Annotated in this window: 9 protein-coding genes; 3 read left to right on the top strand and 6 right to left on the bottom strand. The window is 71.2% G+C overall.

Annotated features, from left to right (window positions below; translation table 11 throughout):
- Positions 1-180: 180 nt before the first annotated feature.
- On the bottom strand, positions 181-591 hold the full coding sequence (locus AB0J10_RS01690) for a hypothetical protein (protein ID WP_363056646.1): 411 nt from the start codon (positions 589-591) through the stop codon (positions 181-183).
- 146 nt (positions 592-737) lie between these two features.
- On the opposite strand from AB0J10_RS01690, the gene AB0J10_RS01685 reads away from it, so the two are divergent.
- The 3 genes from AB0J10_RS01685 to AB0J10_RS01675 all read left to right on the top strand — a co-directional run bounded on the left by AB0J10_RS01685 (position 738) and on the right by AB0J10_RS01675 (position 3,848).
- A complete protein-coding gene (locus AB0J10_RS01685; protein ID WP_363056644.1) occupies positions 738-992 on the top strand; it encodes a DUF397 domain-containing protein in 255 nt (84 codons plus the stop codon).
- A gap of 323 nt (positions 993-1,315) precedes the next feature.
- Positions 1,316-1,540 (top strand): DUF4287 domain-containing protein, encoded by a 225-nt coding sequence (locus AB0J10_RS01680; RefSeq protein ID WP_363056642.1) that lies wholly within the window; start codon positions 1,316-1,318, stop codon positions 1,538-1,540.
- Between the two features lie 604 nt (positions 1,541-2,144).
- Positions 2,145-3,848 (top strand): right-handed parallel beta-helix repeat-containing protein, encoded by a 1,704-nt coding sequence (locus AB0J10_RS01675; protein ID WP_363056640.1) that lies wholly within the window; start codon positions 2,145-2,147, stop codon positions 3,846-3,848.
- A gap of 284 nt (positions 3,849-4,132) precedes the next feature.
- Here the strand turns inward: AB0J10_RS01675 and AB0J10_RS01670 are convergent, their stop codons facing one another.
- The 5 genes from AB0J10_RS01670 to AB0J10_RS01650 form a co-directional block, all read right to left on the bottom strand.
- Positions 4,133-5,740, bottom strand: a complete 1,608-nt coding sequence (locus AB0J10_RS01670; RefSeq protein WP_363056638.1) for an alpha/beta hydrolase — start codon at positions 5,738-5,740, stop codon at positions 4,133-4,135.
- Positions 5,741-6,062: 322 nt separating this feature from the next.
- Positions 6,063-6,752 carry a pyridoxal 5'-phosphate synthase gene (locus tag AB0J10_RS01665; protein WP_363056636.1) on the bottom strand — a complete coding sequence of 230 codons (690 nt, stop codon included), beginning with the start codon at positions 6,750-6,752 and terminating at the stop codon, positions 6,063-6,065.
- A gap of 10 nt (positions 6,753-6,762) precedes the next feature.
- Positions 6,763-7,191, bottom strand: a complete 429-nt coding sequence (locus tag AB0J10_RS01660; protein WP_363056634.1) for a pyridoxamine 5'-phosphate oxidase family protein — start codon at positions 7,189-7,191, stop codon at positions 6,763-6,765.
- A 169-nt stretch (positions 7,192-7,360) separates the two neighbouring features.
- Positions 7,361-8,536 carry an acetyl-CoA acetyltransferase gene (locus tag AB0J10_RS01655; RefSeq protein ID WP_363056632.1) on the bottom strand — a complete coding sequence of 392 codons (1,176 nt, stop codon included), beginning with the start codon at positions 8,534-8,536 and terminating at the stop codon, positions 7,361-7,363.
- Between the two features lie 333 nt (positions 8,537-8,869).
- A complete protein-coding gene (locus AB0J10_RS01650) occupies positions 8,870-12,127 on the bottom strand; it encodes a DNRLRE domain-containing protein (RefSeq protein WP_363056630.1) in 3,258 nt (1,085 codons plus the stop codon).
- Between the last annotated feature and the right edge of the window lie 310 nt (positions 12,128-12,437).

Genomic DNA, 12,437 nt, shown 5'->3' with positions numbered 1-12,437 from the left:
GTTCACCAGGGCGCCCGTGGCAATGGCGGCGACCGGCCGCCAGGCCGCCTGGGGCGGCAGGACGTCCTCGACCCCGGGCCGGTCGCCCACGATCTCCGGCCCGGCGCGTTCCATCAACCCGGCGAACCGTTCTCTCCACCCCTTCATACCGGCCGTGACCCCCCGGCTCAGCCCCCCGGCTCAGCCCTCCGGCGACAGGCACAACTGCGCGGTGACCACGGCGAACAGCAGCTTCGGGTCCACGAACTCGCCCACGGCCGGCGGCCCCGCGCGCCACGACAGCGGATAGGTGTTGCCGTCGGCGGCCGGGACACCGACGTACTGGTCCCGGGCACACGGTCCGAAGCAGGCGGCACCGGGCGGCCAGGAGTGCTCCTTGCTGCTGCCGGGAGGGATGAGGAAGTACGTCCACCTCCCGCGCCACATCTCCCGTACGACGGGGCCGGGATGCCCACCGATGGCCCGTACGAGGTGGTGCAGCACCGCCTCGCCGCGGACCCCGCGGACGCGTACGGCGTCGAAGTGGACCCCCGCAAGCCGTAGTCGCACACCGGACGCCGGAACCCAACCGGGGAGTTTCTCGCTGGTCATGCCCCCGAGGATCGTGCTGGTTGCGTAGCGTGACCAGAGGGACACGGTCCACATCGGGCGGATGTGGGAAGGGCGGTGGGAGCTGTGGGATCGGGCAGGGAGCCCTCGCCCGCGCGCAGGCACGTGGGAAGAATGGCGGCGAAGCTATGACCCCGGGCCTGGTCTGGTTCAAGAGCAGCTACAGCACCAACGAGGGCGGAAGCTGCATCGAGATCGCCTACGACTGGCGCACCTCCAGCTACAGCAGCAACGAGGGCGGCGAGTGCGTCGAGGTCGCCGCCTGCCCCCACACCGTCCATGTCCGCGACTCCAAGGTGCCGGGCGGCCCCGTGCTCGACGTCGCCCCGGGCCCATGGGCCGCGTTCGTCGCCACGACCGCCGCCCCGCGCGCGGCAAGGTAGTTCGGTCGAGCGTACGCGTCCTACTCCATCCACGTCGGTTCGCCCGGACCGGGCGGGCTCGGGCATGTGCGCTCCGTCCGGCGTGCGGGCTTCGGGCCGTTGGCGGCCTCTGGCCCTCCGACCACGCGGCGGTCGTTGCCGACCTCCTGGACGTCCTGCCGCCCGAGCCCCCGGACCCGTCGCGCCCGCCGCGAATGTGATGCAGGTCTCACAGGTCGACCGGTCACTTCGGCGCGCCCCGTCGGTCATACCGGCAACAGCACCGCACACCAGCGGTGTTGGCACCCAAGTACCACGCGCACGGACGACAGGAGACCGCCGCCATGACCACGCAGAGCAGCAGCGCCGTGAAGGGCCCCGCCAGCTACTTCCCCTCGATCGAGAAGAAGTACGGCCGACCGGTGGCGCAATGGAAGGAGCTCATCCGCTCGTCCCCGCTGACCAAGCACATGGAACTCGTCTCCTGGCTCAAGGCCGAGCACGGTCTGGGCCACGGCCACGCCAACGCCCTCGTCGCGCACACTCTCGCCGAGAGCGGGGCTGCGTAGCGAACGGTCGTACTCGGCCGGTTCATGCCCGGCGGCGTCCGGCGGTGAGTCGGTCGTCGAAGGTGATGTCGAGTCGAAGCGTCAGACCGGGTGACAGGGCGAACCGGGATGCACCCGACGCCAGTACCCTCTGCCGTCAGCAGGAATCCGTCAGCTGCCCGGCCTTGGGGCAAGGCCCTGTTCCGGCCCGGGCCAGGTCTCCGTACGCCCTGCCATCGGGCCCCGCCCGGGTGCGGCCCGGCGTCGTTCCGTGAGCGCATGCTGCCGGTCCGTCAGGAGTCCACGACCCGGACGGCCTTCACGGACGGGCTCCCCACGGATGCGTTGCCGGCGCGCATGCGGCGTGCCGCACGCCGTGCGCCGCCCACACCGAGCGGGGAAAGGTGGTCGCTGCGGTGGGGCGGTCCGCCATCCACCGCAGGCGTCATGCCGTCCGGGACGGGTTGCCGGCCTGTGGGCGTGAACTCGTATGGCGTAGTGCGGCGACTCCACTCTCTGAGTATTCGATTTTGTCGCTTATATGATGGTTTTATGTGTTCTGCGACTCAAAGGGGGGATCGCACCTGACCAGCCATCACACGGCCCACCGGCCGAAGGAGTCGACATGCCCCGACCGCAGGAACCAACCCCCCACCCGGACTCAGGTGCGGCTGCGCAGCCCACCGCCGTACGGGCAGCCGGGCTCAGCAGGCGCTGGGCGCTGGCCGTCATCGCGGCAGCCGGGCTGGCCACCGCCACCACCACCGCGGCCGTGCTGCCCGCCACCGCCGCCACCCCGGCCGGAACCGATCGAGGCGCCCCTGCCACCGCCGTCGGCGTGGGGGCGTCCGCCCATCCGGCGGGCGTGTCCGGCAAGGGAAGCGGCCCGGTCGAGGACGAGGACGGGGAGCGCTGGGCCGAACACACAGGCGACCCCGGCCGGTCCCGCTCCGCCGACGACGGTGGGCCCCGGGAGGGCCAGGACCAGGACCAGGGCCAGGGCCAGGGCTGGAGCGGCGAGGCCGGCGCGGGCCGGACCGCGAGCGGCGAGGGCGGGGAAGATCACGCCAGGGGGGATGAGAGCGGGACCAAGGGAGACGGGGGCGGGGGCGGGCAGGCAAAGAACGACCAGGGCCGGGGTGAGGACGAGGGCCATGCCCCGGGGCGTTCAGGCAAGGGCGACGGCCCTGCCGTACCGGTTGCGTGCAGTCCCAACGCGCTGATCGCCGCGATCACGGCTGCCAACCAGCAGGGCGGCGGCCACCTCAGTCTCGCCTCCCACTGCACCTACACCCTCACCGCCAACGAGGACGGCAACGGCCTGCCCGTCGTCATCCAGCCCATCACCATCGACGGCAACGGCGCCACCATCGCGCGGGCCGCCAACGCCGACCAGTTCCGCATCTTCGAAGTCGGCACCGGCGGCGACCTGAAACTGCGCCACCTCACCCTCACCCGTGGCAAAACCGCCGCCGACTCCCCGGAGGGCGGCGCCATCCACGTCACCCCCGCCGGACGCCTCGACCTCGACCACACCACCCTGCACAACAACAGCACCGACGACATCAGCACCGACTCGGGCGGCGCCATCTACAACGAAGGCATCACCACCATCCGCAACAGCACCCTCAGCAAGAACTCCGGCGATGACGGCGGCGCCGTCTACAACGACAACGGCAAACTCGAAATCACCAAGACGGAATTCACCCGCAACACCGCCGGCGATGACGGCGGCGCCATCTTCAGCGCCGGCTCCACGACCATCGGCAAGAGCCTGTTCAAGAGCAACACCGCCGGCGGCGCCGCCGGCGCCGTCCACGTTGACGAGGGTGGGCCGACCGACATCGACAGCAGTTCCTTCTTCTACAACTACTCCCAAGGCGGTGGCGGCGCCTTCTTCACCGACTTCAACGGAACCCTGCACGTCCGCAGGAGCACCATCGCCCACAACGCCAGCGACTTCGGTGGCGGCCTCTACGCCGACAACAGCTCCCACACGGCGATCGCGGAGAGCCGGTTCAGCGACAACACCGCCTTCGCCGGCGACGGCGGCGGCATCTACCAGGCCGGAGAGCTCGCCCTCCGGCGCACGGTGGTCAGCGGCAACCAGGCACCCACCAACGGTGCTACCGGTGGCGGAATCCTTATCGAGGCGGGCGATGTCCTGAACCTGGCCGACAGCAAGATCACCGACAACACCTCCGATACCGCACCCGGCGGTATCGACAACAACGGCACCGTCAATGCCTTCGGTACCAACACCATCGTGGACAACGTGCCGACCAACTGCGACGGCAGCGCCAACCCCGTCCCGGGCTGCTTCGGCTGACACCCACCCCCTTGCCCCGGGCCGGGATGCGCCACGAGCGGCCCCCGCCCGGGGCACCCACGACCGCACCCACACCCCCGCCTCCACCCCGACGAACACGATCCCGTCGCTGCCCGCCAGGTGGCCGGGTCAAACGAGGAGTGGCCGAACCAGGTGAGGCGCGGGGCACGGACGGCGTGTCGCCGAGGGCGACGGCGAGCACTCCCGCGGACGCCCGACCTGCGACGTGGGGCCCCGCCCGGCGGAAGCCCCACGTCCGATCACTCCACTCACCCCCGGCAGGGTCAGAAGCGGTCGCGCGTCCCCTGCAGCCCCGGGACTCCCGGAGGTGTCGGCAGCGGAAGCTGCAGCCGGTCCTTGCGCTGGCCGGCCGGGGCCCGGCAGGTCAGGTCCTTCGCCGGGAGCCTGCCCGTCGTCAGATATGCGGTGGCCGTCTTGTCCGCGCAGGACTTGGAGCCGTAGATGCCGTGGCCCACGCCGCCGAGGACCGTGACCATGCGGGAGCCCTTCATCGCCCGGTGCAGGCCCTGACCGCTGGTCAGCGGCGTCTGGGAGTCCCACTCGTTCTGCAGGACGAGCGCGCCGACCTTGTTGTCGATCCTCGTCGCCTGCTCGGGGCCGTTCTTCCAGAACGCGCACGGCTTGATGTTGGACGCGAAGTCGCCGTACAGCGGGTACCTGGCCTTGTCGCGGATCGCGTCACGGCGGTACTGCTCGGGGTCGCGCGGCCAGGAGCGGGTGTCGGCGCACACCACGGCCCAGAAGCTCGCGTCCGCGTTGTCCGAGGGCACGGCCCGGGCGAACGACGGCGGGACGGGGCTCGGCGAGGAGCCGCGCTCGCTGGACGGAGCGGGCTTCCTGCCAGCGGCGGCCTTCTTCAGGTCGGCGACCGTCTGCGCGGCGCCGGCCACGTCGAAGAAGATCGCCCTTCCGGAGCGGATCTCGTCGCCGGTGATGGGCGTCCCGTCCAGGTCGATGGGCTTGCGGTCGGCCTGGGCGACGAGGTCCCAGAAGGTCTTGCGGACCTTCGCCGGGGTGTTCCCGAGCCTGTACGTGGTGTGCCGCTTCGCGGTCCACTCGCTCCAGTGCGTGAAAGCGGGCTCGGTGCCCTCCGCCCACACCTGGATCATGCCCCGCCAGATCCGCTGCGGGTCGACGGCGCTGTCCAGTACGAACCGGTCGGCCCGCTTGGGGAACATCTGCGTGTAGACGGCGCCCAGGTAGGTGCCGTAGGAGTACCCCAGGTAGGAGATCTTCTTCTCGCCCAGCACGGCGCGGACGACGTCCATGTCGCGCGCGGTGTTGCGGGTGGTGAACCGGAGCAGCGCGTCACCGCCCTTCGCCCGGCACTTCTCGGCCACCGTACGCGCCCACTTCACGTCCTTGGCGAACGTGGCGGCCTTGTACGGGCGCTCCCAGTTGCGTTCGTCGTCGTTCAGTCCGCAGCTCACCGGGGAGCTCCGGCCGACGCCCCGCGGGTCGAACCCGATGAGGTCGTACTTCCTCTTCACCGACGCGGGCAGTTCGCCCGACAGGAACAGCGGCATGCTCAGGCCCTCGCCGCCGGGGCCGCCGGGGTTGAGCAGCAGCACTCCGCGCCGCTCCTTGGCGCTGGTGGCCTTCATCCGCGACACCGCGATCTCGATCTTCTTGCCGCCGGGACGGCTGTAGTCGAGCGGCACCTTGACCGTCGCGCACTGGAATCCCGCCGGGCTCTGCGCGTCACAGCGCTTCCAGCGCGGCTTCTGCTGGGTGTACTGCTTCAAGGGGTCCGCCGCGGCAGGGGCCTTGGGCGCCGGGGCGGCCGCCGAGGCGACGCCGGGGGTGAGCGCGGGGACGAGGGTCGCGACGGCGCTGACGGCCAGAACGGGGGCTATTCGTCTGCTTCGCACAATGATGCCGGTCCTTGTGAAGGGGGTGGTCGAACGCCATCCACCCTTTCGCAGAGCGCAGTTGTGCGAATCCCCCACCGGGCCCGAGGCCGGTCCGACCGCAGGAGGAGGGCGCACCACGACGAATGGTCCCCGTGGCTGAGAACGGAAGCGGCCGATTTCCCGTCGGGGGTCCGTAGGCGTTCGGAAGAACGCCTTTCCGGTGGACGGGGACCGACGGCGTCTCCGAGTAGCCGGAGGGGAGGCGGCGCGGCGGCAGGGCGCAGCCGCCGTAGTCAGGACGCAGCCCTCACGGCCCCCTGTCCGTCTCGTGGCCCGCCCGCTACGGCCAGAGCATCTCCCGGACCCACGCGTCCGCGCCGCCCTCTCGCCGGTAGCGCAGCCGGACGTGCCGGCGTCGCGCGTCCCCCTGGAAGAACTCGACCTCGGACGGGACGAGCACGTACACCGTCCAGGTCTCCGCCGTCGCCTCCGGATCGGTCTCGGCACGCTCCCACGCGGCCGCGCTCGCCCGCCGCAACTCCTCCTGCGAGCCGAGGACCTCGCTCTGCCGGCCGACGAGCGCCGCCGCCAGCGCTCCGGTCGACCGGGCGTGCAGATCGGCGTAGGCCTCCTCCGGGGTGCCCGACACGACCCGGCCGCGGACGCGTACCTGCCGGCCGTGCACGGGCCAGTAGAAGCCGAGCGCGGCCTCCGGGCGGGCCGCGAGCTGGCGGCCCTTCGTGCTGGTCGCGTGGGTGGCGAAGTGCCAGCCGTGGGCGTCCGCGCCGTGCAGCATGAGCGTCCGCAGGTCGGGCCGGCAGTCCTCGCCCACGGTGGCGAGGGTCATGGTGTGCGGTTCGGGCTGGCCGGCGGCCGCGGCCTCCAAGAACCAGCGGTGGAAGAGCGGCAGCGGCTCCGCCGGGGCGCCGTCCGGGTCGAAGGACGGCAGGTCCGTGTCCCAGACCTTCAGTGACCTGAGCCGCTCACGGAACTCTCGGGCGGTGCCTTCGCCGCCGGGATCGTGCGTCATGCCCCGATCATCACACCTGGCCCAGGTCGGACGACAGCCACCGCTGCGGCCGCATCCGCAGCACGACCGTCTCACCGTGCTCCTTCAGCGCGAACTCGACATACCCGTCGACCTTGTCGGGCGGCAGATAGCGGGTGGCGAGTTCCCGCAGCGCCGCCTCGGTGCCGGGCTCCGCCGATGTGACGGGTCCCTCGACCTGGACGTAGCGGACCGTGGGCTCCAGCCGGTCGACCATCAGCGTGAACCGCCCCGCCGCGCCGATCAGCCGGTGCTTGCGCGAATCACGCCCCGTCAGAATCCAGACATTACCGCCGGGTTCGTACTGGTACCAGATCGGCACGCTCAGCGGCGCCCGGCCCTCCTCGCCGGAGTCGATCGCGATCGCCGCCACATGGGGCTCCGCCAGGAACTGCTCACGCTCTTCGCGGCTGAGGGCCACCGGAATCTCCTCATGGGCTCGTGAACGCCTGCGGGAGGGCGTCGCCTTCCCGTCCTCGTCCCACTGTGCCGCAACCGCCGCCGGTGCCCCGCCCCGGACGCGCGGGAAACGTGCGGACGGCAGGGGCCGGTTCGCGGCCCCCGAACCGGCCCCCACCCGCCCGTGTCGTTCAACGGCCCAGCACCACCGTGCCCGACGAGCAGAACCAGCCGCCCGTGCCCGAGGCCACGGCCAGTTCCGGGACACTGCCGTCGGTCCGCCGCACCTGGTGCCCGCCCGCCTCCCCGCGAAGTTGGCGCACCGCTTCGACCAGCAGGAAAAGGCCGCGCATGCCCGGATGGCAGGCGGAGAGGCCGCCGCCGTCGGTGTTCACGGGCAGCTCCCCGTCCAGCCGCAGCCGGCCCTTCTCCACGAACGCCCCGCCCTCTCCCTTCGCGCAGAATCCCAGGTCCTCCAGCGTCACGAGCGTCATGTAGGTGAAGGCGTCGTACACCTCGGCGATGTCGACGTCTCCCGGCCGCACACCGGCCCGCTCGAACGCCAGCCGCCCGCTCACCGCGGCCGGGGAGACCGTGAAGTCGTCCCACTCCGACATCGTCGTGTGGGACACGTGCTCCCCGCTGCCGAGGACCCACACGGGCGCCTTCGCGGTGTCCGGGACGTACTCCTCCGCCGCGAGCAGCACCGCGCAGCCGCCGTCGCTGCGGATGCAGCAGTGCAGCTTGGTGAACGGGTCGGCGATGACGGGACCGGACAGCACGTCGTCCACGGTGATCGGGTCGCGGAACATCGCGTCCGGGTTCCGGGAGGCGTTCGCCCGTGCCTGGACGGCGACTTCGGCCAGTTGCTCCGCCGTCGTCCCGTACTCGTGCATGTGGCGTCGTGCTGCCATGGCGTACTTGGCGATCAGCGTGTGCCCGTAAGGCACCTCGAACTGCAGCGGCCCGCGGGCGCCGAAGGAGAGGTCGGAGGTGCGGCGGCCCGCGCGGATGTCGGCGCGGGCGGTCGAACCGTAGACGAGGAGCACGGCGTTCGCGTGGCCCGCGGCGATGGCGTCCGTGGCGTGCGCGGCCATGACCTCCCAGGTGGCGCCGCCGACGGAGGTGGAGTCCACCCAGCGCGGCCTGAGTCCCAGGTACTCGGCGACCTCGGCCGGGGCGAGGGTGCCCAGCCCGGCCGAGCCCAGGCCGTCGACGACGTCGCGTCCGAGCCCCGAGTCGGCGAGGGCGCGCCGGGCGGCCTGGGCGTGCAGTGCGTACGGGGTGGGGCCGTCGACGCGGCCGCAGTCCGAGAGGGATATGCCGACGACGGCGACCTTGCGGGGGTGGCGCTGACTCCTTGGCATATATCTGACGGTACATCAGATATGGCTTCGGATACGGGCGGTCGTTCGCACGCACGTCGCTTGGCCGGATCCCGCTCGATCCGACGCGAAGACGTGGACGGGCCACCTCGGGGAGGCGGCCGGTCCGGCCGGACAGCCGCCCTCGTGCCCATCCGCGAGCCGTGACCGCGCGCCACGGCGGGATGCGCAGGGCGGACCGGCCCACCCTCGGCCGGCGCTCCCTGGTCGCCTTCGGCCGAGGCCGGGTACCTCGTAGCACTCCGGCCCACCGCCGCCGTGCCGTGGGAGCCCGGTCCGACGCGACGGTCACCGCGTCGGACCGGGCCCGAGCCGTCAGCCGATGGCGCCGTGTCCCAGCCAGCTGGTGCCGACGGACTGCTTGACGACGTAGAAGGCGTTGGCGGTCGTCAACCCCGCTCCCCTGCCCGGGTACACCCGCACATCACCGTTGGCGAACAGGGCCCACACCTCGGGCAGTCCGTCCCCGTCCACGTCGGGCGTGCCGGCGAGGATCGGCAGCGCGCTGCGCGACCACCCGGAAGCCCCGTACGTGTCGAGCTGGCCGCCCGCCGCCGCCTTGGTGGCGAAGGAGCCCAGGGAGACGCCGCCGCCTGCGGCCGCCTTGCCGTAGCGCAGGTGGAGCCGGCCGACCGGGTTCTCCCGGAACACCAGGTCCACTGCGCCGTCCCCGGCGATGCCGCCCACCTGCACGAGGTCGCGCTGGGTCCAGTCCTCGCCGGAGAGATGTGTGGCCTTCTCGAAGCTGACGCCCGTGTAGCCCGTGAAGGCCCAGAGGTTCGCCCCGGCGATGGCCAGCAGGTCCGGGCGGGCGTCGCCCGTCACGTCCCCGACGGAGAGGATCTGCCGGATCGCCGCCGGATCAGGGCTGCCGGCGGGAAGCAGGACCTCGCGCCGTTCGGTGACGTCGAAGCCGCCGTACCCGTCGCCGGGGTAGACGTACAGCTTCCCGTCCGCCATGCGCGCCACCAGGTCCTGGATGCCGTCGCCGGGCAGCCAGTCGCCGTTGTGCGTGATCAGCGCCCCGGTCCAGTACCCGCCGGAGACCGGCTTCGCCTCACCGCTCCCGGTGGTGTACGCGGCGGCCATCGGGAAGTGGAGCCGGTCGTTGCCCGCGGTCTTGGCGAACAGCTCCAGGTCGCCGTCCGGGTTGACGGTGTAGACGTCGGGTACCCCGTCGCCGGTCACGTCGCCCGGTGTGTCGAGCACGGGCGAGGGCAGGACGTTGAAGAGGTACTTGGTGGCCTGGGAGATGTTGCCGGTGGAGTCCACCGAACGCACGTACAGCACGCTCGGGCCCGCGTGCGGCGGCGAGACGGAGACGATCGCCCGGCCCTCCCGTGCCGGGTTGGGCGAGGCCTTGAGGTCGAAGGCGGTGTTGAAGCTGTACTGGTACTCCTTGACGTCCGACGTACCGTTGGGGGAGAAGGTGACCAGGCCCGCCGTGCCGAATCGCACCGCCGACCACGTCGCGCCGTCGTCCCCCGGAGGCGGGAAGTCCGTCGAGGAGACGGCCGGGCTGTTGGGCGCGGTCTGGTCGACGGTGAACTGGCAGTTCGCCGTCGTGCCGCTCGGTCCCCAGGCGGACGGGTAGCCGTCGGAGTCGATGGTCCGCGCCGTCCAGCTGTAGGTCTTGCCGTGGGTGAACTCGGTCCACGGGACGGTCACGTTGATCGTGCCCGCGCTGTTCGGCACGTAGTTGGTGTTGCGCACCGGGTGCGCGGTGTCGCCCGTCGGCCAGATGTGGAGATTGACGTACTTCAGGTTCCCGTCCCGGTCGGAGCCGGTGACGGTGAAGGTCAGGTCCGTCTTGCCGACGCCGGGGAACGGGGACGCCGTGTCGCAGGTGCTGCCCGGGACGGTCTTCATCGCGGAGGCGGTCGGCTCGTTCGGAGGGTTGTTGTAGACGACCTCGATATACGGAGCGCTCTCCCCGTTCGCCATGAACTTCTTCCAGGCGTTGGTGTCGCTCTCGTTCGCGGCACGCAGCCCCAGGGTCAGGGCGGACCACTTGCCGCTCGCACCGTCCTGCGCGGCGGACTTGATGTCCAGCGCCACCCATTTGTCCGGACACGAGCCCGACTTGTAGCCGTGGCCGTTCGTCTGACTCGACAACAGCCTGGTCCACGACGGCTGCTTGTTCCAGGTGCTCGAGCTGGAGATCGATCCGGTCTGGTACAGGTTGAACTGGCGGGAGGAACAGCCCCAGGAATAGGTCTGCAAGGCACGGAACGTGGCGCTCTTGATGGTGCTGCCGTGCAGCGCCGAGCCGAACTCGAAGGTGAAGACGGAGCGCGAGAGTCCGCCCGAGTCGGACTCGTATCCGACGCGGGCCTCATTCGTACCGTTGTTGAAGTTCTGCCCGTTGTAGAAGCTGGAGCTGGGGTACGACTTGTAGAGAAGCGTCCAGTTCTTCTTCCGCCCCTTGAACGACGGGTCGATGAAGACCGGGTACACGGTGTCCGGGTCGGTCAGGAGCTTGCGGTCCGTGTCGAGGCTGAGCGTGCCGTCGTCGCCGAGACTCGCGCCGAGCACGGCATCGCGGCTTCCGGGCTGGGGACCCTCCAGGCCGGGAAGGGCGAGCGCGGTGCCCCGCAGCGCGGCCTCGAGTTCCGGAACGGGGTCTCCGATGGTGGCTTTGACCTGCCCGGCGGAGTCCCACAGATAGGGCGTGGGGGCGGCGGCCAGCTCCTGCCCGGCACTGTCGCGGGCGCTGACGGCGTTCGATTCCTCGTCGAGAGTGAAGGTCAGGGTGGCGGATGCGAGGCGGTAGTCGAGTTCACCGAGCAGCGGATCGGTCGCGGCCTCCCGGGTGCGGACGACGAGGACGTGCGAGTAGCCGCTGTCCCGTGCCGTGAGCAGCAGGTCGATACCGGGACGCACGTTCTCGTAGAGGGCGCGCGAGCCGTCCACGACCGGTTCCGGCAGAGGACCGGGCCAGCTGACGACGATCTCGTGTTCGCCGGTGGTGAGTCGTACCAGCTCGCTCCATGCCCGGCCGTCGGCGGAGGCGTTCGCCGCACGCGTAGGGTGAGTCCGGAGGGACGCGCGCGACGCGCGTTCACCGCCGGTCGGGCCCGCGGCGCTGCCCGCGCTGAACAGCAGCGGGTCGTTGACCGCCTTGGGCGCGAAACCGCCTTCGACGCGCTGAAGCGTCGTGTCGATGGGCTTCCACCCGCTGCCGGCCCGGGCGCGGATCGTGTCGCTGTAGGTGCGTGTCCTCAGCAGCCCGTCGGGCTGTGCCCAGGTGGTCGAGTTGGCCGTGTGCCGGGCGGTGACGACGACGTCCTTGCCGGTCCGCCTCGCCTCGCGGATCGCCTCCGGCTCGTCGACGGGGCGCGGCGCGACGCTGTCGCGTCCGGCGCGGGGGGACGGCTCGGGCGTGTGGTCGCCGGTGAGGTGGACGGCGACCGGAACGGCGACGGCCGCGGCGAGGACGGAGGCCAGAAGGGCCAGGCCCCGCCGCCTTCGCGAGCGCGTGGGCCGACTGCCCGCCGTGGCCGGTTCTACTGCGTGGACCGCGCTCTCCGGAGGGGAGCTCTCGCTGCCGTCCGCAGTCTTGGAGGCGTCCATGACTTCCTTCCCCCCGCAGGCGCCTGGATGCTGAGCTGCCCTTGGAATCCCCTGCCGCATTTCTGCCGCATTCCTGCTGTGCGCAGATGTGCGCCAGCAGAGCATGGCCCATCTTCACGTTTCCGTCACTGTTTCTCGGATGCGCGGGCATGCGCTCACCGTGGCGGGTGTTGCCTCCCGGCAGGAGGCCGGATCCCCGGTGCGACCGCCATCCCTCCGCGGGCCGGCGCCATGAGACGGGCATTCAGGAATATTTCACTCACGGTTATGGGTGAAATCACGCCTGTTGATCAGTTGGTGTCGTAAGTGC

It is taken from the genome of Streptomyces sp. NPDC049887, assembly GCF_040656535.1.
Lineage (GTDB): Bacteria > Actinomycetota > Actinomycetes > Streptomycetales > Streptomycetaceae > Streptomyces.
The sequence above is the reverse complement of the archived record's forward strand: the minus strand, read 5'-3'. Positions and strand labels throughout refer to the sequence as shown.